The sequence below is a fragment of the Pseudomonas sp. ASL4 genome, assembly GCF_056680395.1.
On the sequence record NZ_CM155280.1, the window covers coordinates 825,306 to 848,096 of the forward strand.

17 protein-coding genes are annotated in these 22,791 nt (G+C 59.7%); 8 read left to right on the forward strand and 9 right to left on the reverse strand.

Annotated features, from left to right (window positions below):
- Positions 1-209 precede the first annotated feature (209 nt).
- Positions 210-3,080, forward strand: coding sequence for an EAL domain-containing protein (locus AC1MEW_RS03585; RefSeq protein WP_480425430.1), 2,871 nt, complete (start codon positions 210-212; stop codon positions 3,078-3,080).
- A gap of 73 nt (positions 3,081-3,153) precedes the next feature.
- On the opposite strand, the gene AC1MEW_RS03590 is transcribed toward AC1MEW_RS03585, so the two are convergent.
- Entirely contained in the window at positions 3,154-3,468 is a 315-nt protein-coding gene (locus AC1MEW_RS03590; protein WP_201255046.1) for a hypothetical protein, read from the reverse strand.
- Positions 3,469-3,736: 268 nt separating this feature from the next.
- On the opposite strand from AC1MEW_RS03590, the gene hexR reads away from it, so the two are divergent.
- The 3 genes from hexR to AC1MEW_RS03605 all read left to right on the forward strand — a co-directional run bounded on the left by hexR (position 3,737) and on the right by AC1MEW_RS03605 (position 6,237).
- Positions 3,737-4,603 carry a transcriptional regulator HexR gene (gene hexR, locus AC1MEW_RS03595; protein WP_008027445.1) on the forward strand — a complete coding sequence of 289 codons (867 nt, stop codon included), beginning with the start codon at positions 3,737-3,739 and terminating at the stop codon, positions 4,601-4,603.
- Between the two features lie 267 nt (positions 4,604-4,870).
- The gene (locus AC1MEW_RS03600) at positions 4,871-5,842 is read left to right on the forward strand and encodes an IS110 family RNA-guided transposase (RefSeq protein ID WP_480423023.1); all 972 of its coding nucleotides are present in this window, start codon (positions 4,871-4,873) and stop codon (positions 5,840-5,842) included.
- 182 nt (positions 5,843-6,024) lie between these two features.
- Positions 6,025-6,237 (forward strand): PA3496 family putative envelope integrity protein, encoded by a 213-nt coding sequence (locus AC1MEW_RS03605; RefSeq protein WP_201199133.1) that lies wholly within the window; start codon positions 6,025-6,027, stop codon positions 6,235-6,237.
- On the opposite strand, the gene AC1MEW_RS03610 is transcribed toward AC1MEW_RS03605, so the two are convergent.
- Positions 6,179-7,141 (reverse strand): LysR family transcriptional regulator, encoded by a 963-nt coding sequence (locus AC1MEW_RS03610; protein ID WP_322270023.1) that lies wholly within the window; start codon positions 7,139-7,141, stop codon positions 6,179-6,181. The genes AC1MEW_RS03605 and AC1MEW_RS03610 overlap by 59 nt on opposite strands.
- A 190-nt stretch (positions 7,142-7,331) precedes the next feature.
- Here AC1MEW_RS03610 and AC1MEW_RS03615 point away from each other — a divergent pair, with 190 nt between their 5' ends.
- Both AC1MEW_RS03615 and oadA read left to right on the forward strand, forming a co-directional pair.
- Entirely contained in the window at positions 7,332-8,747 is a 1,416-nt protein-coding gene (locus tag AC1MEW_RS03615; RefSeq protein ID WP_201199131.1) for an acetyl-CoA carboxylase biotin carboxylase subunit, read from the forward strand.
- 11 nt (positions 8,748-8,758) lie between these two features.
- Positions 8,759-10,567: a sodium-extruding oxaloacetate decarboxylase subunit alpha gene (gene oadA / locus AC1MEW_RS03620; RefSeq protein ID WP_201199130.1), complete on the forward strand. Its 1,809-nt coding sequence runs from the start codon at positions 8,759-8,761 to the stop codon at positions 10,565-10,567.
- Between the two features lie 209 nt (positions 10,568-10,776).
- On the opposite strand, the gene AC1MEW_RS03625 is transcribed toward oadA, so the two are convergent.
- The 4 genes from AC1MEW_RS03625 to AC1MEW_RS03640 form a co-directional block, all read right to left on the reverse strand.
- The gene (locus AC1MEW_RS03625; protein ID WP_480425432.1) at positions 10,777-13,197 is read right to left on the reverse strand and encodes an autotransporter outer membrane beta-barrel domain-containing protein; all 2,421 of its coding nucleotides are present in this window, start codon (positions 13,195-13,197) and stop codon (positions 10,777-10,779) included.
- Between the two features lie 200 nt (positions 13,198-13,397).
- Positions 13,398-16,355 carry an autotransporter outer membrane beta-barrel domain-containing protein gene (locus AC1MEW_RS03630; RefSeq protein ID WP_480425433.1) on the reverse strand — a complete coding sequence of 986 codons (2,958 nt, stop codon included), beginning with the start codon at positions 16,353-16,355 and terminating at the stop codon, positions 13,398-13,400.
- Positions 16,356-16,545: 190 nt separating this feature from the next.
- Entirely contained in the window at positions 16,546-17,382 is an 837-nt protein-coding gene (locus AC1MEW_RS03635) for an amino acid ABC transporter permease (protein ID WP_480425434.1), read from the reverse strand.
- Positions 17,379-18,200 (reverse strand): ABC transporter substrate-binding protein, encoded by an 822-nt coding sequence (locus AC1MEW_RS03640; RefSeq protein ID WP_201199117.1) that lies wholly within the window; start codon positions 18,198-18,200, stop codon positions 17,379-17,381. Before AC1MEW_RS03640 ends, AC1MEW_RS03635 begins: the two co-directional genes overlap by 4 nt.
- Positions 18,201-18,311: 111 nt before the next feature.
- On the opposite strand from AC1MEW_RS03640, the gene AC1MEW_RS03645 reads away from it, so the two are divergent.
- Positions 18,312-19,211 (forward strand): homocysteine S-methyltransferase family protein, encoded by a 900-nt coding sequence (locus AC1MEW_RS03645; protein ID WP_480425435.1) that lies wholly within the window; start codon positions 18,312-18,314, stop codon positions 19,209-19,211.
- A 124-nt stretch (positions 19,212-19,335) separates the two neighbouring features.
- Here the strand turns inward: AC1MEW_RS03645 and AC1MEW_RS03650 are convergent, their stop codons facing one another.
- Genes AC1MEW_RS03650 through AC1MEW_RS03660 form a run of 3 tightly spaced genes read right to left on the reverse strand, consistent with a single transcriptional unit; the run spans position 19,336 to position 21,105 of the window.
- On the reverse strand, positions 19,336-20,007 hold the full coding sequence (locus AC1MEW_RS03650; protein ID WP_201199114.1) for a GNAT family N-acetyltransferase: 672 nt from the start codon (positions 20,005-20,007) through the stop codon (positions 19,336-19,338).
- An 18-nt stretch (positions 20,008-20,025) separates the two neighbouring features.
- Positions 20,026-20,472 carry a GNAT family N-acetyltransferase gene (locus tag AC1MEW_RS03655; RefSeq protein ID WP_201199113.1) on the reverse strand — a complete coding sequence of 149 codons (447 nt, stop codon included), beginning with the start codon at positions 20,470-20,472 and terminating at the stop codon, positions 20,026-20,028.
- A gap of 9 nt (positions 20,473-20,481) precedes the next feature.
- Complete coding sequence (locus tag AC1MEW_RS03660) at positions 20,482-21,105, reverse strand: FMN-binding negative transcriptional regulator (RefSeq protein WP_201199112.1); 624 nt, start codon at positions 21,103-21,105, stop codon at positions 20,482-20,484.
- 104 nt (positions 21,106-21,209) lie between these two features.
- Here AC1MEW_RS03660 and pdxR point away from each other — a divergent pair, with 104 nt between their 5' ends.
- Complete coding sequence (pdxR, locus tag AC1MEW_RS03665; protein WP_480425438.1) at positions 21,210-22,760, forward strand: MocR-like pyridoxine biosynthesis transcription factor PdxR; 1,551 nt, start codon at positions 21,210-21,212, stop codon at positions 22,758-22,760.
- Positions 22,761-22,791 lie beyond the last annotated feature (31 nt).

The window sequence follows — 22,791 nt, forward strand, 5'->3', positions numbered from 1 at the left end:
TAGCCGATGAAAGATGAAGGGAGGACGACCGGTCGGTCACTGGCTGCAAGCGGCGGCGGGGCTCGCTTGGACACTTTTATACCGCCGTCAGCGGTCGATACTTTGGTCTACTTTGTCACTTGGGGCGGTTTGGTCCCGGCCTTTGCTTGTGTATGCTCCGTGCACAATTCGGGCTCACCACGCTCATTATAAGAACAAGAACATTGCCTATGACCCTCAGCTCCGACCTGTCGGGCCCCTCTGTGGAGCCCCGGGTTATTCGTAAACAGTACGCTATGGAAATGGCGGTCGAACGCACGCGCCTGCTTTACCAGGGCTCGCTGTTGCCGACGCTGTTCATGCTGATCAACGGTCTGGTCTGCGCCGGTTTGCTCTGGAGCCCGCAACGCTATTTCCTGGTCAGCGTCTGGCTGGTCTGGTTGCTGTCACTGGTGGCGCTGCGAGTGATTCAGGTCGCGGCCTTCGATTCGGCGATTCCCAACCGTCAGGCCCATCCAGTCTGGATTCGCATGTTTTTACTGGGTTCGGCCATGACCGGCCTGACCCTCGCCGGTGCCGGCATTGCCCTGGTGCCCGCGGACACCTTCATCCAGCAAGCCTGGGTGTTCGGCCTGATCGGCGCCGCCGCTCTCTCGGCCAGCGTGGCCTACGCGGTCAGCCTGCCGGCATTTCTCTCCTTTACCTTGCCCTGCCTGTTGCCGCCCATCGGCTATATGTTCTGGGGCGGTGATGAACAGCAGCAGGGCTGGGGCTGGTTCGGGCTGATTTTGCTGGGCTCGTTGAGCGTCGTGGCCTGGCAGGTCAATCGGCTGATTGATCGCGGATTGTTGCGGCGCTTCCAGAATCAGGCGTTGATCGAGCATTTGCAGCACGCTCAAACCCAGGGCGACCAACTCAATTACGAACTGGCCAAGGAAATCGACCAGCGCCGCCGCGCTGAAGAAGAATTGCGTGAAGCCCAGGTCGAACTGGAACACCGCGTCGCCGAGCGCAGTCTGGAGCTGAGCGCCGCCACCGAAGCCTTGAGCAAAAGCGAGGCACGCCTGGCGCTGGCATTGAAAGCCAGTGAACTCGGGTTGTGGGACTGGAACCTGCAAACCGACGAAGTCCATCACACCCAGCTCCAGGAGCTGTTCGGCCTGGCGCCGGAGTACGTGACCGCCATGCTCAGCCACCTCAGGCCACGTCTGCATCCGGACGATGTGCCGTCCCTCAAGCGCGCGCTGGTCGAGCACTTGAAGGGCCGCAGCGAGGATTATCAGATCGAATACCGCGTGCGGCATGGCGACGGCCATTGGGTCTGGATTGAAGACCGTGGCCGCGCGGTGGAGCGCAGCGAAACTGGCCGGGTGATCCGCATGGTCGGCACTCGCCGCGATATCAGTGCCAGCAAAAGCCTGGAGGAACAGCGGCAACTGGCGGCGACGGTGTTCGAGGCAGCCAGCGAAGGCATCGTGATCTTTGACCCGAATTACGCGCTGATCGCCGTCAACCAAGCCTTCAGCCGGGTAACCGGCTACGACATCGAGGACATGCTCGGGCGCAACGTCGTGGACTTGCCGTGCAGTCGGGATGCCCGCCGGCACTACACCGCGATTCATCAGGCACTGGAGCAACACGGCAGTTGGCAGGGTGAGCTGGTGGAAACCCGCAAGAATGGCGAGCTGTATCCGCAATGGCTGCAATTGAACGCAGTGCGCGATTCTCGGGGAAAGGTTAGTCATATTGTAGGCTTCTTCGCCGATCTATCCGCCCGACGCGAATCCGAAGAGCGTATGCGCTACCTGACCCATTACGACGAACTCACGGGCCTGGCCAACCGCTCGCTGTTCCATGAACGGCTGCGCGAGGCTCATCAGCGAGTGCGTCAGGGCGGTCGGCGCAGCCTCGCGTTGCTGCACATCAATCTGGATCGTTTCAAGCTGCTCAACGACAGCCTTGGCCATGAGATCGCCGACCAGCTATTGCAGAAAATGGCTCGGCGGCTGGTGAATGCGTTGCCTGAGGCGGACACCATTGCGCGGCTGTCCGGTGACGAGTTCGCGGTGTTGTTCGACGCCTACGGCAACTTGTCGAGCCTGGCGCGGGTGGCAACCCGGTTGTCGACCAAGCTGCGCTTGCCGTTGACGGTCGACGGCCATGAACTGGTGGTCAGTGCGTCCATGGGCATCAGCCTGTTGCCGGACAACGCGAGAGAAATTTCCGCGCTGGTCAGTCAGTCGAACATGGCCATGCAACATGCCAAGCACCTGGGCGGTAACAACTTCCAGTTCTACACCGACAGCTTGCAAGCCAGCACCCTTGAGCGTTTGCAGCTCGAGAACCAGTTGCGCAAAGCCATCGAAGAAAAGCAGTTGAAGGTGTTTTACCAACCGAAACTCTGCCTCGCCACCGGCCGGCTGAACGCCGCCGAAGCTTTGGTGCGCTGGGACCACCCGACAATGGGCTCGGTGCCTCCAAGCGATTTCATTGGCTTGGCCGAGGAGACCGGGTTGATTGGCCCTATTGGCGAGTTCGTGCTGCGTCAGGCGTGCTGGCAAGCCTGCGAATGGCAGCGCCAGGGGCTTGAGCCAATCCGGGTGTCGGTCAACCTGTCGGTGCATCAATTGCGTCAGGGAAAACTGGTCAGTCTGGTGCGCCAGGTGCTGGAGGAAACCGGTCTGGCGCCGCACCACCTGGAACTGGAACTCACCGAAAGCCAGTTGCTGGACAGCGTCGAACACATCATCGCGACCTTCCAGCAGTTGCGTGATCTGGGTGTGAAACTGGCGATTGATGATTTTGGTACTGGCTATTCATCACTGAGCTACCTCAAGCGTATTCCAGTGGATTACGTGAAGATCGATCAGGCGTTTATCCGGGGCTTGGGGGAGGGCAGCGAGGATGCGGCGATTACCCGGGCGATCATTGCGATGGCGCATGGGTTGTCGCTCAAGGTTGTCGCAGAGGGCGTGGAAGACCAGCAGCAGCTGGATTTTCTGACCGCCGAGCGTTGTGATGAAGTGCAGGGTTATCTGATCAGTCGGCCTGTGGATGCCACAGCCTTGGCAGGTTTGCTTCGAGAGCAGCTTGCGGAATGAATCGCTAAAAGGCCCGCCAGACGCTGTTGGTCTGGCGGGCGAATACGCAGCCGGTGAACGAAACCTTTCGCGCTTAGTTTGTAGTCAGCACGTTATCAATGCGGTGCAGCAATTTACCTTCGAAGAAGATGCTTACGCCGGTGACCTGCGAAGCACCTGGCTCCGTGTAGGTGACCGGTTTGTCCGTTTCGACCTGAATGAAAATGCCGCCAGAATTCTCAAGCTTCAGTTCCAGCCGCAGATCGGAGGACTTGTCTTGTTTTTTGCTTTTCAGCAGTGTCGGCGTGATGCCCGGATGTGCGACGCGCACGGTGCCATAGGTGCGAAAGGAAGGATTGCCCGGCATCCGGTCGATTTGCGCGACCCAGTCACTTGTTTGAATGGTCATGGTTGATAACTCCTGTAATAAGTTTGATTGCGTCCTGCACGACCCAATCTATGCAGCTCGGCTTATTCAGGTGCGGTACATATGTAGTGCATGGGTAAATTTTTGTGCTGTGTCCCACTGAATCCGGGCCGGGAGTGCTACATGAAGCGCGCGTGCCTGAAATGGGGGGATGTTGTTACGCATTGAACGGGCAAAAAGCCGATTCATGTAGTATAACTACAAGCGTGCTACATCCCCGGCACCTGCCAATAACAAAGAGTCGACCCCTTTGAATCTGCTGCAACACATCGCCCAGTCACGCCACCTGTTACGCAAGTCGGAGCTCAAGGTCGCCGACCACGTGCTGCTTGATCCTGCGGCGGTGATGCACAGTTCCATGGCCGACCTGGCCCACAGTGTGGGCATCAGCGAGCCGACCATCGTGCGCTTTTGCCGCGCCATTGGTTGTTCCGGTTTCCAGGACTTGAAGCTGAAGCTGGCCCAGAGTCTGGCGGCCGGTGCGAGCTTCGGGCAGTTCGCAATTCATGAAGACGATTCGGTCGCTGACTACAGCCTGAAAATCTTCGACACCACGCTGCACACGTTGATGGAGGTTCGCGAGAAGCTCGATCCGGTCGAATTGCAGCGGGCGGTGTCGCTGATGTCTCAGGCCCAGCGCGTCGAGTTCTATGGCTTTGGCGCGTCGGGTGCGGTGGCGGCGGATGCCCAGCACAAGTTCTTCCGTTTGTTGCTGACCGCAGCGGCCTATTCCGACCCGCACATGCAGGCGATGTCGGCGGTAACGTTGAAGCCGACCGACGTGGCGATCTGTATTTCCCAGTCCGGGCGTTCCAAGGATTTGTTGATCACTGCGAACCTGGTGCGTGAAAGCGGCGCCTCGTTGATCACCTTGTGCCCGAGCCAGACGCCGTTGGCCGAGCTGTCGACCGTCAACCTGGCAATCGATGTGCATGAAGACACCGAAATCTACACGCCGCTGACCTCGCGCATCGCCCATCTGGTGGTGATCGACGTGTTGGCGATGGGCGTGGCCATGGCGCGCGGGCCGAGCCTGGTTAATCACCTGAAAAGCGTCAAGCGCAGCCTTCGTAGCTTGCGGTTGTCGCCCAAGTCGGTGAAAGCGCTGGACGACTAAGATCCAAAGATCGCAGCCTTGGCAGCTCCTTGTATCTCGACTATTGCTCCGTCAGGAGCGATAGTTCTCGACTGATCATCGAGGGAGGGACCTGGAAGCCGTGCAGCTCCTTAGGCTTTTTGCCTGTGACGTAGATCGTGCTCCAACCCTCCGCACTCACTCGTATAGTTCGAACGGTATCTTGGGCCCGCCTCTGGCTAGAGCCCGCATTCGCAAGGTCGGACAGAGTGCAGTGATGATCGCAATTGATCTGATTGGGAGAGTGTTATGTCCAGTTTCGTCGGCGTCGATGTCGCTAAAAACACCTTTGATATCGCTACACATCTGCCAAATGGCAAGCATAAAACCAAGGCCAAACTGGCTAACAATTCCAAGGGTTTCAAAGAGTTTGAAGTTTGGTTGCAGAAGCAGGCCGAGCCTTCGACCCTGATCGTGATGGAAGCGACCAGTGTCTATCATCTGGAGCTCGCCGAGTTCGTCTACAACAAGGGTTATCGGGTCTGCGTGGTGAATCCGGCCACGACTCACGCGTATGCGGGCAGCGAGTTACGTCGGATCAAAACCGACAAGAGTGATGCCAAGCTGATCGCCGACTTCGCTAAAGAAAAAAATGAAAAGCTCAAGCTTTGGGCTCCGGAACCGCTGAAGTTCCGCCAACTGAAGGCCATGGTTCGTCGCCTGGATGACCTTCAAGAGATGGAGCAAATGGAGCGTAATCGTCTGGACGTGTCCGACGAAAAGGTCAAAGAGTCGATCAACTCGGTGATTGGCCACATCGAAAAAGAAATCGTTGAAACCCACAAGGCGATCAAAAAACATATCGATGACGACCCCGACATGCGCCAGATGCGCGACTTGGTCGTGACCATCGACGGCATTGGCGAGAAAACGCTTGAGCGGTTGCTGGCTGAGCTGGGCGACCTGCGCAAGTACGACGACCCTCGAAAACTTGTCGCGGCTGCTGGCCTGAATCCAGAACTCCAGGAATCAGGGCTCCTCAAGGGCCGCAGCCCGATCTCGAAGATCGGCTCAGCGCGCTTGCGCGCAGGCCTATACATGCCGGGCTTGGTCGCGTTGCAACACAACAAAGCAATAATCGCCATGAAAGATCGCCTGAAGGCCAACGGCAAGGCCCCCAAGCAGATCATCTGTGCTGCCATGCGCAAGCTGCTGCATTACGTTTACGCAGTGCTCAAATCGGGCCAGCCATATGACCCTGAATTTGCGCTTGCTCGGTGAGATTCAAGACGGTATCTACGGGTGTTCACATTCCCCTGTAGGAGCTGCCGAAGGCTGCGATCTTTGCTTTTGCCCCGCCTGCAGAACCCGGCAATATTCACATCCCTGTAACCCGCCCGCCGCCAAACCGTCATCCCCAGCGTTCATCGTGTAACTCCCGTAATCGCCTTGGGAGACTCGAAATGGCCCAGCCCTACGAAGAACGCAACAGCGCCCTGAAAACCCGTCGTCAGCAAGAAGACCAGCGCCGCATGGAATTCCGCCGCGCCATCGAAGATCGCTCCGAACGCCGTCAGCTTCTGGCCGAGATTGGCGATTTTCCTGACGAACTGGAACTCAACTACTGGCAGGCAGCTCCCGTAGCTTCCCGTCGAAACGCTCAACCAGCGCGCTGATCTGCACCCGTTCGCTGCGGATAAACGCAAGGAACGCGTGAGCCACCGGTGACAGGCGTTTAGCCTTGGCCTGCACCAGGCACCAGCTGCGATACAGCGGCAGTTCTTCGACCGGCAGCTCAATGAGTCCGCCGGTCGCCAACTCCAGGTTCAGGGCGTGGCGCGTCAACAGCGCGACGCCCAGACCCGCCAACACACATTCACGCTGGGCTTCGGCCGACGCGACCTCTTGGGTCTGGGTGAAGTGCACGCGCTTCTCTTTGAAATACTCTTCGCACGCCATCCGCGTACCGGACCCTGGTTCGCGCATCAGCAGCGTGTAAGGCTCAAGATCCTGCAAGCGCAGCGGCCCCATGTGGCACAGCGGATGTTCCGGCGGTGCCACGGCGACGATCGGGTTGTTAAGGAACGGCAGGAACTCCAGCCCCATGTCCTGCGGCACCATCGACATGATCACCAGATCATCACGGTTGTCCGAGAGGCGCCGGATGACCTGGCCGCGATTCACCACGGTCAGTTGCAGGTTCACTTCCGGGTGCTGGCGCTTGAACGCGGCAAACAAGTGCGGCACGAAATACTTGGCGCTGGATTCCACCGCCAGTTTCAGCTGCCCTTGCAGTGAGCCCTGCATGTCCGACAGCTGCATGTCGAGGTTTTCCAGGCGCCCGAAAATGTCTCGGCTGGCACGCTGAAGCGCTTCCGCGGCTTCGGTCATGTAGAGTTTTTTGCCGACGTAATCGAACAAAGGTTGGCCAATCAGCTCCTCAAGTTGACGAATCTGTAGGCTCACGGCAGGTTGTGTGAGGGACATTTCGTCAGCCGCGCGGCTGTAGGACCTCAAATCACAGACTTCATTGAAGATCTGCAATTGACGTAATGTCATACGCATCAAGGACTTACGCATTTTATAAGGAGTCTCGCCGCAGGCTGGTGATTCAACTATAAGTCTTTACTTATGCCTGACCCAATTATTAATCATTTTTGTTAATCCCTCATGGGGGCTAGTGTGGGGCTGCGACTAAATTGAAACATTTAGTCACGCGTCGACCTGGTCTAGCAGGTCGTGGGTACCACCGGCTCAAGGGAACCTCCAAGTGATAACAAAGATCCTGATCGCCAACCGTGGTGAGATTGCCGTACGAATCGTGCGTGCTTGCGCCGAGATGGGCATTCGCTCGGTCGCGATCTATTCCGACGCCGACCGCCATGCCTTGCATGTGAAGCGTGCGGACGAGGCCCACAGCATCGGTGCCGAGCCACTAGCGGGTTACCTGAATGCGCGCAAATTGGTAAATCTGGCAGTGGAAACCGGTTGTGATGCATTGCATCCCGGCTACGGATTCCTGTCGGAAAACGCTGAGCTGGCAGATATCTGCGCCGAGCGCGGCATCAAGTTCATCGGTCCATCGGCTGAAGTGATCCGCCGCATGGGCGACAAGACTGAAGCCCGTCGCAGCATGATCAAGGCGGGCGTACCGGTCACTCCCGGGACCGAGGGCAACGTTGCGGACATCGCCGAAGCCTTGGTTGAAGGCGACCGCATCGGTTATCCGGTCATGCTCAAGGCCACCTCCGGTGGTGGCGGCCGGGGTATCCGTCGCTGCGACAGCCGAGAAGATCTTGAACAAGCATTCCCACGGGTCATTTCCGAAGCGACCAAGGCCTTTGGTTCGGCGGAAGTGTTCCTGGAAAAGTGCATCGTCAATCCGAAACACATCGAAGCGCAGATCCTCGGCGACAGCTTTGGCAACGTCGTGCACCTGTTCGAGCGTGATTGCTCGATTCAGCGCCGCAACCAGAAGCTGATCGAGATCGCCCCGAGCCCGCAACTGACCCCGGAACAGCGCGCCTACATCGGCGACCTGTCGGTGCGTGCGGCCAAGGCTGTGGGTTACGAGAACGCCGGTACCGTGGAGTTCCTGCTCGCCGAGGGCGAGGTGTACTTCATGGAGATGAACACTCGGGTGCAGGTGGAACACACCATCACCGAAGAAATCACCGGCATCGACATTGTGCGTGAGCAGATCCGCATCGCGTCCGGCCTGCCGCTTTCGGTGAAACAGGAAGACATCCAGCATCGCGGTTTCGCGCTGCAATTCCGGATCAACGCCGAAGACCCGAAAAACAACTTCCTGCCGAGCTTCGGCAAGATCACCCGTTACTACGCACCCGGCGGTCCTGGCGTTCGTACCGACACGGCGATCTACACCGGCTACACCATCCCGCCGTTCTACGACTCCATGTGCCTGAAACTGGTGGTGTGGGCGCTGACTTGGGAAGAGGCAATGGACCGTGGCTTGCGTGCCCTCGACGACATGCGTCTGCAAGGGGTCAAGACCACCGCCGCGTACTACCAGGAAATCCTGCGTAACCCGGAATTCCGTAGCGGCCAGTTCAACACCAGCTTCGTTGAAAGCCACCCTGAACTGACCAACTACTCGATCAAGCGCAAACCCGAAGAGCTGGCCCTGGCCATCGCCGCCGCCATCGCCGCCCACGCAGGCCTGTGAGGAATATTCCAATGACCAAGAAAATCTTCGTTACCGACACCATCCTGCGCGACGCCCACCAATCGCTGCTCGCCACCCGCATGCGCACCGAAGACATGCTGCCGATCTGCGATAAGCTCGACAAAGTCGGCTACTGGTCGCTGGAATGCTGGGGCGGCGCGACTTTCGACGCCTGCGTACGCTTCCTGAAGGAAGACCCGTGGGAGCGTTTGCGCCAACTGCGCGCGGCGCTGCCTAACACACGCCTGCAAATGCTCCTGCGTGGCCAGAACCTGCTGGGCTACCGCCATTACAGCGACGACGTGGTTAAAGCCTTTGTCGCTAAAGCAGCGGTCAACGGCATCGACGTGTTCCGCATCTTCGACGCGATGAACGACGTGCGTAACCTGCGCGTGGCCATCGAAGCGGTGAAAGCCGCCGGCAAACATGCCCAGGGCACTATCGCCTACACCACCAGCCCGGTGCACACCATTGGGGCGTTCGTGGCGCAAGCCAAGCAAATGGAAGCCATGGGTTGCGACTCGGTGGCGATCAAGGACATGGCCGGCCTGCTGACCCCGTACGCCACTGGCGAACTGGTCAAGGCACTGAAAAGCGAGCAATCGCTGCCAGTGTTCATCCACTCCCACGACACTGCTGGCCTGGCCGCGATGTGCCAACTCAAGGCCATCGAAAACGGTGCCGATCACATCGACACCGCGATCTCCAGCTTCGCTTGGGGCACCAGTCACCCAGGCACCGAATCGATGGTCGCCGCCCTTAAAGGCAGTGAGTTCGACACCGGCCTGAACCTGGAACTGCTGCAAGAGATCGGTCTGTACTTCTATGCCGTGCGCAAGAAGTACCACCAGTTCGAAAGCGAATTCACCGCCGTCGACACCCGTGTGCAAGTCAACCAGGTACCGGGCGGGATGATTTCCAACCTGGCCAACCAGCTGAAAGAGCAGGGCGCACTGAACCGCATGAGCGAAGTGTTGGCCGAAATCCCGCGGGTTCGTGAAGACCTCGGCTTCCCGCCGCTGGTGACGCCGACCTCGCAGATCGTCGGCACCCAGGCGTTCTTCAATGTGCTGGCCGGCGAGCGCTACAAAACCATCACCAACGAAGTGAAGCTTTATCTGCAAGGTGGTTACGGCAAAGCGCCGGGTATCGTGAACGAAAAACTGCGTCGCCAGGCCATCGGCAGCGAAGAGGTGATCGACGTTCGTCCAGCCGACCTGCTCAAGCCGGAAATGACCAAGCTGCGTGCCGAAATCGGTGCGGTCGCCAAGTCTGAAGAAGACGTGCTGACCTACGCCATGTTCCCGGACATCGGTCGCAAGTTCCTCGAAGAACGCAACGCCGGCACCCTGACACCGGAAGTGCTGTTGCCGATTCCTGAAGCCGGTAGCGTGGCTTCGGCCGGCGGCGAAGGCGTACCGACCGAGTTCGTCATCGATGTCCACGGCGAAACCTACCGCGTCGACATCACCGGTGTCGGCGTCAAGGCTGAAGGCAAGCGTCACTTCTACCTGACCATCGACGGCATGCCGGAAGAAGTGGTGTTCGAACCGCTCAACGAATTCGTCAGCGGCGGCAGCAGCAAGCGCAAACAAGCCACGGCACCGGGCCACGTCAGCACCACCATGCCGGGCAACATCGTCGATGTGCTGGTCAAGGAAGGCGACACCGTGAAAGCCGGGCAAGCCGTGCTGATCACCGAAGCCATGAAGATGGAAACCGAAGTCCAGGCGGCCATCGCCGGCAAGGTCACCGCCATCCACGTGGCCAAGGGCGACCGGGTGAACCCGGGCGAAATCCTGATTGAGATCGAAGGCTGAGATAACAGTCTCGATACACCGCTTTAAACCTCGGGGGGGCATGTGCTCCCCTTTTTTTTGCCTGTGAATCCGGGAGAAGAGTGCTGTCTGGGCTGACGCTTTCGCGGGCAAGCCTCGCTCCTACGGTTTATTGTCGCGCATCGACGCAAAACCCGTAGGAGCGAGGCTTGCCCGCGAAGGCGTCCGCTCAATCGCTCACGCTCTTTGTTTTAGAACGCCATCCGCCATTGGCCCATTACGCCATGGCTGCGGCTGTCATTACCGACTTCTGCGTTGTAACCGACACCCAGCGTATGCCGGGCCGAAACCGCCAGATCCAGCCCCGCATCGAGCATCAGGCTGTCACGATCCAGCGCGGCACCTTCGACGGTGTAAGTCCTGCCGCCGGTGACCAGTCGTTGATGAGTCCTGCTGTCGACATCGCCGTAGGTGTGTTTCCAGCCGGCGCTGAATCGCGGCGTCAGTTGCATGCCGTTATCCAGGGAATTGAGCTGCGCCAGGCGCAGGCCAAAAGTGCTGCTGAAGTTATTTTGCGTTTGCCCGTGGACTTGCAGTGCGGCGTCGCCGCCCTTCTCGGTATAGCTGTCGCGCTGATAGCGCTGGTAACCAAGATTGGCAAAGGGTTCGGCGCTGAAGTCGCCGCTAGCGAGGTTGTAACCGAGCTCCGCAAAGGCTTGTTGAGTGGTGGCGTCGTAGCTGCCCTTTGGGCGATCACTGAAACCGTTGAACGCTATCCGGCGTTTGGTGCTGCCATCATGGCTGCTGTGAGTCGCGCCCAGGCGCAATGCCAGCGGACCGCTTTGGCGCAAGGCGTAAGCGCCCAGGTGCCAACTGTCGAGGTCGCCGTCCAGTTGGCTGCCGTCCATTCGCGTTTGCGACAGTCCGCCGATCACGCCCACACGCCATTGCTCATCGAGTGCCCAATCTGCGCCCAGCACCATACCTTTGGTGGAGTGTTGCAGGGCACTGCTGCCTTGGCCGCGATCGAGTGTGCCGCCGTTGCCTAGCGCCTGTAGCCAGACCCTGCCAGTGGCTTCGCTGCCCGCCGCCAGACGTGGCGCTCCGCTTTTACCATTGAGGTCGCTGCTGTCCAATTGGCGCATGGCCGACAGCATGCTGTTGCTCACCGGGCTGACGCTGCTGAGAGTGGCGTTGGCCAGATTGGCATTGCTGCCGCCGGCCAGTTGTTCGATGGCCCGTGCGGCGGTGGCTTTGTTGGAGGCGAGCAGGGCGGCGATGGCGGCATTCGGGGTGGATGGTTTTTGAGCGGTGGCGGGAGTGTTTGCGGTAGTCGACGGCTTTGGAACTGCGCCGGAGGTGTCCGCGACGGTGGATGGTTGTTGCGCGGTACCGGAAGTGTCAGTGACTGCGGATGGTTGTTGCGCGGTACCGGAAGTGTCAGTGACTGCGGATGGTTGTTGCGCGGTACCGGAAGTGTCAGTGACTGCGGATGGTTGTTGCGCAGTACCAGAAGCGTCGGCAACGGTTGAGGGTTGTGGCACCGCACCGGAAGTATCCGCGAAGATGATTGGTTCCGGAGCTGGCGCAGGAGCGTCAGTGTTAAAGGTTGGCGTCACTTCGGCGACGTCGGTGTTCACGCTGTCAGAAGGCACTTGAGCTTCGGGGATGTGTTGTGGCTCGGTGATGTTTTTGGCGAACTCCAGTCCGTTGTTGGAAGTGGCGAGACTCTCGATAGGCACTTCGTTACGAGCATAGGTCAGGCCGACGTTCTTTTGGTTGTATTGCAGGGTCGGGGTCATGAAAGCCAAGTCGTTGAGGACCTTACCGAACTCGCCTTCGACCTTTTTAGCTTCGATGATTGTGTACTGGCTGCTCAGCGGGTATTCACCCGGTACAGCAACGATTTTCAGTGTGGAACCGCCCAGGCTGGCAGTGCCTCCAACCTTGATCGTTTCTCCCCGACCATCGGGGTTGACCTCGTAGGCCAATACGCCTGTCTCGGTTAGGTTCAAGTTACCTTTGATCTTCGGGGCGCCGTGCATTCTGTCGACGTTGAGCAGACCGTTTACTCCCAGGCTGCCGACGGTGCCAGAGCCTGTGAAAGTACCGCTCTCTTCAACGTCCACGTGGCCACTTATGTCGCCTCTATTGAAGAGCTGTCCGATCGCAATCGCGCGACCCAGGATTTTCCCATTGTTGGTCAGGATGCCGTCATTCAACACCACCACACCTTCTTTGAAGTCTCCCTTGCTGGTCAGTGTCCATGAGCCCTGCGAACTGTATAGGCCGTTGAAGTTCCGTGTGTCTCCCAGTTCGCCACCGTCGGAGTCATCAAGACGGATGACGTTGATTCCACCACCGCCATCAGCCCGCCCTTTGAAGCTGCCGCCGTTCCTCAGGATGATGAGGTCGTTGGCGTCTGTTCCTTTTATAACGTTCTGAGGTGAGTCGACCACTTTGGTTACGGTGTCTTCAGCGTTCGTGAAGGTTTGAAGAACGGCAATCGGATCGCGCTTTGACTCAATCCTCGGCAGCTCCTTTGCATCGGCGGGGGCAGGCGGTTCGGTGTTAACAGACAACTCTTGAGCGTTTGAAAATTCAGCGCATCCCAACGCTAGCGCAATGGCCAGTGCGAGGTGTTGTGGTCGGAGTTTGTGTTGATCGGACATAGGGTTCAGCCTCTTTTGGGGTGAGGCCAAACTGTAAAAGTCGATCCAGTTTCGGGATGCCGGGCATTTCCGGGCGTTTCGAAGGGCGTAGAAACACCGCTTGTAGCCGAATCAACGGTGGGCTTCGACCACCCTCCGTTTCACCCGGCCATCAGACGTTTTTCCCTACAGCAATCCCAGACGCTTCCGTTGGCGAAAACTCAGAATCTCATCTGCCACTGCCCAATCAACCCATGATTGCGGCTGTTACTGCCGATCTCGACGCTGTAGGCAATCCCCACGCTATGACGCGCAGAAATCCCCAGATCCAGCCCGGCCTCCAGCACCATGCTGTCCCTATCCAGTGAACTGCCATCGACACTGAACGCCGTGCCACCCACCACAAACGCCTGGCGCGTCGAGCTGCTGACATCGCCATACGTATGCTTCCAGCCAGTGCTCAAGCGTGGGGTCAGGCTCATACCGTTTTCCAGCGTGCTCAGGTGCGCCAGGCGTACGCCGAAGGTGCTGCTGAAGTTGTCCTGGGTTTGCGCGTCAACCTGCAACGCGGCGGCGCCGCCTTTTTCCTGGTAGCTGTCGCGGTGATAGCGCTGGTAGCCGAGGTTAGCGAAGGGTTCGGCGCTGAGTCGACCGCTGCCCAGCGCGTAACCCAATTCGGCGAAGGCTTGTTGGCTGTTGGCGTCGTAATCGCCTTTTGGTCGATCATTGAAACCGTTGAACGCGACGGTGCGTTTGCTTTCGCCTTGATGGCCGCTGTAGGCCGCACCGAGGCGCAGCGCGAACGGGCCACTTTGGCGTAGCGCGTAGACGCCGGCATGCCAGCTCTCGAGATTGCCGTCGACGCCGGTGGCATCCAGATCGGTTCTCGAATAACCACCGAGCACGCCCAGTCGCCATTGCGGGTTGAATGCCCAATCAGCGCCGAGCACGCTGCCTTTCGAGCGTTGTTCCAATCCGCTGTTGCCATGTTCGCCGTCGATTTTGCCGTAGCCGCCGATGGCTTGCAGCCACACACGACCTTGGGCGTTCGGGTCATTCAGGTTGCGCGCTTCAGACGGAACTCCGGTGGAAGCGAGAACGGGCGTATCCCGTTGATCAAGACCCATCAGCAAGCCTGCGCCACCGCCCATTTGCCGCATCGCCGAGAGCATGCTGCCGCCGATCTGGCTGCTGGCGCTGAGAGTCGCGCTGGTCAGGTTGGCGTTGCTGGCGCCGGCCAGTTGCTCGATGGCCGCGCCCGCCGTGGTGTTGGTGGTGTTGAGCAATGCGTTGTAGAGCGCGCTGTTTTTGCCCATCGAGGCCAGGCTGTTGGCGGCGTTGCTGCCGTTGCCGGTGGCGGCGAACTGGTTGAAGGCGATGTCATTGCGGGTGTAGGTCAGATCGACCTGAGTCGGGGTGTAAGCGAGAGTCGGCGTTAGGAACGCGTAGTCGCTGGTAACCTTGCCGAACGTGCCGTTGATGCTCGCGGCTTGCAGTACGGTGTAATTGCTTTGCCATGGATAGGTGCCGCTGCCGGGGTTCACCGCCAGGGTCGCGCCATTCAGATTGGCGGTGCCGCCGACCACTACCGGGGCGCTGCTGCCATCTGCATTCACGCCGTAAGCCAGGATGCCGCCGCTGCCGAAGGTCAAATCGTGAACGACGGTCGCGGTGCCGAGTTGCGTATTGGTCTGCAACGTACCGTTGACCAGCAGATTACCCACCGAACCGCCGCCGGCATACACACCGCCCGCGTCCACCGTCAGGCTGCCGGCGATGCCGCCCTGGTTGATCAGCGTCGCGCCATTGCGCACCGCGCCGCCGTCGCTGAAATCACCGCTGCCGGTCAGCGTCCAGACGCCTTGCTTGACCTCCAGCCATTCGAAATTGTGACTGGCGCCGAAACTACCGCCTGCCACGTCATCCATCACCACGCGGTCATAACCGGTGCCGCCATCAACCATGCCGACAAAGCGGCTGCCGTTGCGTAAGGTGAGGCTGTCGTTGCCACCGCCCAGGTCCAGCGCCAGGCCGTTGCTGCCGCTGATGGTGCCGCCGTTGATCACGTTGTCGGCAAACTCGCCGACGAATTTCACACCGAAACCGTCGAGTCCCTGAATGGTGCCGTAGTTTTCCAGGGTGGTCGCTGCCACACCTGAACCACCGCTGCCGTCGTCCACCAGGATCGCGCTGTTCGCGCCGCTGATCAGCGCACCTTTGGCGTTCAAAATATAGCCGCCACCCAGCGCGATGCCTTCACTGCCGTTGGCGAAACCACCCTTGTCCACACCACCCGCGCCGACGCCTTGAATGGTGCCGTAGTTTTCAATGTGGGCGATGTTGTCGATGTCCACACCATCGCCGTCACCGTTGGGTTGCAGCCCCGAATAGGCGCCGGTAATCGTGCCGTGGTTGATCACCGTGCCGTCGCCATCGGAACCGAAACCCGAACCGTTGCGCCCAGTGATCTGGCCGTAGTTGACCAGTGTGGCGCCAAGGTCGGTGGTGATGCCGTGGCGTCCGCCGGAAATGGTGCCGTAGTTGGTCACCGTCACGCCGGTCGCTGTATCAATGTCGATGCCGTCGAACTTCTCGTTGGCGTTATGCGAGTCGCCGGTGGAGATCTCGCCATAGTTGGTAATCGTCGCGTTGGCGCCGGTCTTCATGCCGTCGCTGGCGTCCCCCCGAATCAGCCCGCCCGCGCGGTTGATGATGGTGGTTTTCACGCTGGCGCTGCGCAGGGCATCCAGGTCCAGGCCTTGGCCAGTGGTGGAGCGGATGGTGCCGCTGTTATCGATCAACAGACTGCCGCTGGCGAAGTTGCTGTCGATACGCAGTGCATCGTTGAAACCAAGGATCTGCCCGCCACTGCGGTTGTAAATGCTGTAGTTGCGCGCCTGGGTCAAGTCGCCACTGCTGTCGATCGCCCGACCACCGGTGGACACGATCTTGCCCGAGTTATCGACCACCACACCTGCGCCGCTGGTGCTGTCCTTCAGGCTCACGGCCTTGCCACTGTTGGTGATGCTGCCGGGGGCGGAGATCATCAGGGTGTCGCTACCGCCGAGGGTTTGCGCGGTCGTGGTGGCGGTGTCGATCTGCACGGTTTTGGCATGGACGGCGCTGGCGCTGATCAGCAGGGCGATAGTGAGCGCCAGGCGTTGGGGCGAGAAGGGCATGGGTGGACAGCCTTTTTGTTATAAGCGGGCCGTCTGGTATAGCGGAGGGGTTTTACAGAAATATGGCTTTGGGAAATGAAATCGTTTGCAGATGTTTCCGAGTGTCTGTCACTCGTGGGAGCGCGGCTTGCCGCCGATGGCGTTCGTGAGACTGTCATCGCCGGATCGTCGTCCGTAGCAAGCTCGGCTCCTATGAACGGCTCAAATACGCCTTCCCATAATGCCGCTCCATCCGCGCCTGAATCAGCTCCAGCCCAATCGACATCACCCAATAAATCACCGCCGCTGTGGTCAGCATCTCGATATACCGATAGCTCGACCGCCCATACGACTGCGCCAGAAACATAACCTCCCAAACCCCCATTACCGAGATCAGCGACGAGTCCTTGAGCATGGAGATGAATTGGTTGGTGGTCGGCGGGATGATGGTGCGCATGGCTTGGGGCAGGGTGACGCGCCAGAAGATTACGGTTTCGCGCATGCCCAGCGCCAGGGACGCTTCGCGTTGGCCGTGGGGAACGCCGAGGATGCCGGCGCGGAAGATTTCGCTGAGGTAGGCGCCGTAGTTCAGTGACAGGGCGATGATCCCGGCGGCGATGGCGCCCGGCACGAAACCCAGTTGCGGCAGGCCGAGGTAGATCAGCAGGATTTGGATCAGCAGCGGCGTGCCGCGAAAGAACGACGCGTAGAAACTCGCAATCCCGAACGCCACGGCGCTTTTCGACAGCCGCGCCAGTGCGGTGATGAAACCCAGCAGCGACGAGGCGACGATCGAGCACAGGCACAGAAACAACGTCAGCGCCGCCCCTTGCAAGAAGCCATTGGGCGCCAGGTGCAGGCCGACGAGGTTGGGCAGTTTGTCGAGGATGATCGAGAACTTCAGGTCGAAGCTCAGGAAAAAACTGGCGAACAAGCCGAGCATCGCCGCCCAGGTCAGGTACAGCCGCGTGCGGAAACCGAAGATCCGTTGCAGCCGCGACTCAGCTACCGGTTGCGGTGGCTGGGGAGGTTTTGGGAAAGAAGTCATTTGCTGATATCAGCGCCGATCCATTTTTGTGAAAGCTTGCTCAGAGTGCCGTCCTGTTTCAGCTGGGCGAAGACTTCCCGCACCTTGCCGTCCCACTGCGCGTCACCCTTTTCGATGGCCACCGAGTTTGGCTCCGAGTACAGCGGGTCGCCGGCCAGTTTGAAGCGTTTGTCTTCGTTCAGGCGCGGTTGCGCGGTCACCAGGTTGGTGAGGATCGCGTCCAGTCGCACGCCAGCGCCCAGGCCCAAATCCTGGAATGCCACGTTGTCGGTGTCATACGGGGCGATCTGCACGTCCTCGAACGGGTACTGCAATTTCGTGTCCTCGGCGCCTTCGATCACCAGGTTTTTGTTCAGGTAGCTTTCGTAGCTGGAGGCGCTGGTGAGGCCGACTTTCTTGCCGCTCAGGTCCTTGGCGTTGTGAATGCGGTCATCCTTGGCGTTGACCACGATCACCGCCGGCGAGGCGTAATACTCCACCGGGAAGTCGAAGACTTCGGCGCGGGCCTTGCTCGGGGTCATGGAGCAGATGCAAATGTCGTAGCGACCGCTCCAGCGGCCGGCGGCAATCACGTCCCAGGACGGCGTTTCGAGGCGCAGTTTCACCCCGAGTTTCTCGGCCACGGCTTTCGCCACATCGACGTCGAAACCGTCGAGCTGGTTCTGGTCATTGAGGAACGAGAACGGTGGATAACTCTCCATCAACACGCCCACCAGTTCTTTCTTTTGCTCGACGCGATCCAGCGTGGCGCCGCCAAAGGCTTGGGTAGAGGCAGCCAGAATCGTCAGGCCCAAGGCCAGTAGCGGTTGGATTTTCATAGTCGATCCCTGATAAATAATGGTTGTTATTAACCGAATGGTGCGTATTAAATAGTTATAAGAACGACTCTGATAGTGAGTTATTTTCATAAGCTTATGAGTGAAAAGCATATGGGCGCAGGAAGCACAATAATTCTGGACGGCGGCATGGGCCGTGAGCTGCAACGTGCTGGGGCGCCGTTCAGGCAGCCCGAGTGGTCGGCGCTGGCCTTGAGTGAAGCGCCGCAAGCGGTCGAAGCGGTGCACGCGGCTTATATCGAAAGCGGCGCGAACGTCATCACCAGCAACAGTTATGCGGTGGTGCCGTTCCATATTGGCGAAGAGCGTTTTGCCGCTGAGGGTCAGGCGCTTGCAGCGTTGGCCGGTGAGTTGGCGCGGCGTGCAGTCGAGGCTGCCGGCAAACCGGTACGCGTGGCCGGTTCATTACCGCCGCTGTTTGGCTCCTACCGGCCGGACTTGTTCGACGCTGAGCGCGTCACCGAATTACTGACGCCACTGGTGAAGGGGCTCGCGCCGCACGTTGACCTGTGGCTGGCGGAAACCCAGAGCTCAATCGTCGAGGCGCGGGCGATCCACGCGGGTCTGCCAAAGGACGGCAAGCCGTTCTGGCTGTCGTTTACCTTGAAGGATGAAGACACCGACGAGGTGCCGCGTTTGCGTTCCGGTGAGCCGGTGGCCGAGGCGGCGGCAGTGGCGGCTGAGCTGGGCGTCGAAACGTTGCTGTTCAACTGCAGCCAGCCAGAAGTGATCGGCGCGGCGATTGATGCGGCGCGGGAAACGTTTGAGCGGTTGGGTGTGAACATTCACATCGGCGCGTACGCCAATGCCTTCCCGCCGCAACCGAAAGAGGCGACGGCCAACGACGGGCTCGACCCATTGCGCGAGGATCTGGACCCACCGGGTTATCTGCACTGGGCCGCCGATTGGCAGAAACGTGGGGCCAGCCATTTGGGCGGGTGCTGCGGGATTGGGCCGGAGCATATTGCGGTGCTCGCCCAGAAATTGGCGTGAAGCCATTCGCGGGCAAGCCTCGCTCCTACAGGGGTTTTCGGTTGACCACAAATGTGGTGATCAATCACATAACCAATGTGGGAGCGGGCTTGCTCGCGAAGGCGTCCGTCCAGACGCCAAAGATTTACCCGCGGCACTCAGCCAGGGTTTTCACCTGCCCCGAATCTGTCTGGTTTTCATCCGAAAGCCACCGCTCAAACCCAGCGCCAACCACCGGCCATTCCGAATCCAGAATCGAGTACCACGCGGTATCGCGGTTCTGTCCCTTCACGACCATGTGCTGGCGAAACACACCTTCAAAACTGAAACCCAAACGCTCGGCCGCATATTTGGAGCGGGCGTTGCCGTTGTTGCACTTCCACTCCAGGCGTCGGTAACCCATGGCAAACGACTCTTTGGCCAGCAGGTAAACCGCCTCGGTACTTTTTGGCGAACGCTGCATCGGTGCGCCGAAGGTCACGTGGCCGATTTCGATACGGCCCTGGGCCGGAACAATCGACATCAGGCTGAGAATGCCTTGCACATCGCCACTGGCGCGGTCGATCACCGCGAAGAAATACGGATCGCTGTTGGCCGCGTGGTTGTTCAGCCAATCGTTGAACACGCTGCGCTCCGGGAACGGACCGTAAGGCAAGTAATCCCAGAGTTTCGGATCGGCACCCGGGCCCTGCAGGGCTTTGAACAAGCCATCGGCATGACGCGCCGGGTCGAGTTTTTCCAGGCGAATGAAACGCCCTTCGATCAGTTGAACCGAGGGCGCCGGGGCGCCTTTCCAGTCCGCGAGTGAAGTTGTCATTGTTGTTCTCCTTGAACCTTAAAGGGCTTTGCGAAACTGGATGAAACCAGGGCGTTCGGCGATGCGCTCGTAGAGCTGGATCGCGGTGGCGTTTGTTTCGTGGGTCAACCAGTGAACCTTGCAGCAACCGTCCGCCTTGGCGGTGGCGTAGACGAATTCGATCAACTGCCGACCGACGCCGGTGCCACGGGTTTCGGGGACGACCAGCAGGTCTTGCAGGTAGCAAGAGTTTTCAATGCTCCAGTTCGAGCGATGGTAGATGAAGTTCACCATCCCCACGGCTTTGCCATCGGCCCAGGCGAGGGCGGAGTGGGTGGTTTCGCTTGGGTCAAGCATGCGCTGCCAGGTGCTTTGGGTGACGGCTTCGGGCAACTCGGTGTTGTAGAAGCTCAAGTAGGCCTGCCATAGCGGCAACCAGGCAGCGTGGTCGTCGGTGGTGACCTGGCGAATCTCGATCTGACTCATGTTCATTCCTTAACGCATCAAGTGGGCGAGGGCCTGGTCCTGCATGTCGGGGCTGGCAGCAAGCCCTTCGCGCACACCGGCGATGTCTGCGGCACTACGGTTCTGGCTCAGTTTGCGTTTGCCTTCCAGGCGCTCGATCGGCAAGGCGAAACCGACGATGGCCTTGAGCATGCCGTCGATGTAGTCGGCGGGGGCGTCGTCGACTTTCCAGGGCTTGGCACGGCTCGCTTCGTGGCGATCGGTCAGGGCGCTGACCAGATTGCGCAGGCGATGGGCATCGTTGAACACTTCAGCCTTGCCGTAAGCGTGCACGGCGACGTAGTTCCAGGTCGGCACGACTTTGCCGTGCTCGGCTTTGCTCGGGTAAAACCCCGGGCTCACGTAAGCATCGGCACCGGCAAAAATCACCAGCGCCTCGGCACCGTTTTGCAGTTCCTGCCATTGTGGATTGGCCTTGGCCAGGTGCCCGTAAAGGGTGCCATTGGGGCCTTGCTCGGCGTCCAGCAGCAGCGGGATATGACTGGCTTGCAGGCCTTGTTCACCATGGGTCACCAGCACGGCGAGGCGGGTGGCGAGTATCTGCTGATGCAGTTCCTGCAAATCGTCGATGGCAAAAGCGCTTGGCGTATACATGGAAATTTCCCTTGGCGAATGTCTTCATCCTAGGCAGGCTATTGGTCTGTTGTAAGAGCCATTACCGACCAATTTCATAGGTCCATTCTTTATAGGTGCAGGCAATGACCAGCGAACCACTGTCCCTGTCCTTCAACCCGGCCGGCATCGAACTCGATCGCCGCCAGGGCTTGAGTCGTCAGCTCTATCAGGCGTTGCGGGCGCGGGTGCTCGACGGGCGACTGGCCAGTGGCACGCGATTGCCGGCCAGTCGTGACTTGGCGGCGGCGTTATCGATTTCCCGTAACAGCGTGGTCCGCGCCTACGATCAGCTCTATGCCGAAGGCTTTATCGAAGGACGGGTGGGCGATGGGACTTATGTCGCGCAATTGCCTCAAGCCGCGTTGCCGGCAAAAAAACTATCCACAAAAGTATCCACAGGGTTTTCAACAGGGTTATCCACAGCCTTATCCACAAATTGGCTGGATTTACCTGTGATTCCATCCAGTAAAGTTATCCACCGCGGTGCGCTGGAGCGCGTTGAAAAGAACCATTTGGCCAAGCCGCCGAGCGGTCCGCCGAAGGCTTTTCGGGTGGGAGTGCCGGCGTTCGATCTGTTTCCGTTCGAGGTATGGGCCAAGCTGAACGCGGCTTTCTGGCGAAAACCGGATTTACAGCAGCTGTGTTATGGCGATCCGGCCGGTGATGCGCGATTGCGCGGGATGATTGCCGCGTATTTGCGCAGTTCGCGGGGCATGCAGTGCTCGGCTGAGCAAATTGTGATCACCAGTGGCGCACAGCAAGGAATTAGCCTTTGTGCACAGCTGCTTGTGGAGCCGGGCGACGGGGTCGCAATCGAAAATCCGGGGTACCGGGCAGCCGGTCATGCCTTTGCTGTGGCGGGTGGCCGATTGCACGGTGTATCGGTGGACAGCGAGGGAATCAATTGCGCCGAGCTGGACGGGTTGACCGATTGCCGACTGGCTTATGTCACCCCGTCTCATCAGTACCCGACCGGTGTGATCATGAGCCTGGCGCGGCGGCTCGAGTTGTTGGCGTGGGCCGAGCGCACCCAAGGCTGGATCGTCGAAGACGATTACGACGGCGAGTACCGCTACAGCGGCGCACCTTTGGCCCCATTGGCAGCACTGGATCGGCAGGGGCGGGTGTTGTACGTCGGGACGTTCGGTAAAGTGGCGTTCCCGGCATTGCGATTGGGTTACCTGGTATTACCGCCGGGCCTGGTGGATGCGTTTTCCCGTCGGCGTGCGGTGGATGTGCGTCATTCGGAAGTCAGCACCCAGGCTGTGATGGCCGAGTTCATCGCCGCCGGGCATTTCCAGCGGCACATTCGCCGTATGCGCCGAGCCGCTCTAAGTCGGCGCAATACACTGCTGGCTGGTTGGCCAAAAGACATCCCCGGTGTGGGCAGCCTGCCCAGTGTGGCGGCAGGGCTGCATTTGACGGTTTCGGTCGAGAGCTTGGCCCGCGAGCGGGAACTGGTGGCGCAAGCCGAGGCGGTGGGCGTCGAGATCAACGCGCTGAGCAGCTATTGGCTGCCCGACTCGACCCGGCCAGCGGATCAGCGCGCCGGGCTGGTGCTGGGGTTCGCCGCCGTGCCGGAGGCGGCGATCGAGTCGGCGCTGATTCGGTTGCGTAGCGCCTGGTGCCGCTAGGCTTTGATCACCCGGGCCACCCGGTTTCTGT

Bases quoted from the DNA above. Each gene is read 5' to 3' on its own strand.
- AC1MEW_RS03585 (WP_480425430.1), top strand. From the start codon at position 210: ATGACCCTCAGCTCCGACCTGTCGGGCCCCTCTGTGGAGCCCCGGGTT.
- AC1MEW_RS03590 (WP_201255046.1), bottom strand. From the start codon at position 3,468: ATGACCATTCAAACAAGTGACTGGGTCGCGCAAATCGACCGGATGCCG.
- AC1MEW_RS03600 (WP_480423023.1), top strand. From the start codon at position 4,871: ATGTCCAGTTTCGTCGGCGTCGATGTCGCTAAAAACACCTTTGATATC.
- AC1MEW_RS03605 (WP_201199133.1), top strand. From the start codon at position 6,025: ATGGCCCAGCCCTACGAAGAACGCAACAGCGCCCTGAAAACCCGTCGT.
- AC1MEW_RS03610 (WP_322270023.1), bottom strand. From the start codon at position 7,141: ATGCGTAAGTCCTTGATGCGTATGACATTACGTCAATTGCAGATCTTC.
- oadA (WP_201199130.1), top strand. From the start codon at position 8,759: ATGACCAAGAAAATCTTCGTTACCGACACCATCCTGCGCGACGCCCAC.
- AC1MEW_RS03625 (WP_480425432.1), bottom strand. From the start codon at position 13,197: ATGTCCGATCAACACAAACTCCGACCACAACACCTCGCACTGGCCATT.
- AC1MEW_RS03630 (WP_480425433.1), bottom strand. From the start codon at position 16,355: ATGCCCTTCTCGCCCCAACGCCTGGCGCTCACTATCGCCCTGCTGATC.
- AC1MEW_RS03635 (WP_480425434.1), bottom strand. From the start codon at position 17,382: ATGACTTCTTTCCCAAAACCTCCCCAGCCACCGCAACCGGTAGCTGAG.
- AC1MEW_RS03640 (WP_201199117.1), bottom strand. From the start codon at position 18,200: ATGAAAATCCAACCGCTACTGGCCTTGGGCCTGACGATTCTGGCTGCC.
- AC1MEW_RS03645 (WP_480425435.1), top strand. From the start codon at position 18,312: ATGGGCGCAGGAAGCACAATAATTCTGGACGGCGGCATGGGCCGTGAG.
- AC1MEW_RS03650 (WP_201199114.1), bottom strand. From the start codon at position 20,007: ATGACAACTTCACTCGCGGACTGGAAAGGCGCCCCGGCGCCCTCGGTT.
- AC1MEW_RS03655 (WP_201199113.1), bottom strand. From the start codon at position 20,472: ATGAGTCAGATCGAGATTCGCCAGGTCACCACCGACGACCACGCTGCC.
- AC1MEW_RS03660 (WP_201199112.1), bottom strand. From the start codon at position 21,105: ATGTATACGCCAAGCGCTTTTGCCATCGACGATTTGCAGGAACTGCAT.
- pdxR (WP_480425438.1), top strand. From the start codon at position 21,210: ATGACCAGCGAACCACTGTCCCTGTCCTTCAACCCGGCCGGCATCGAA.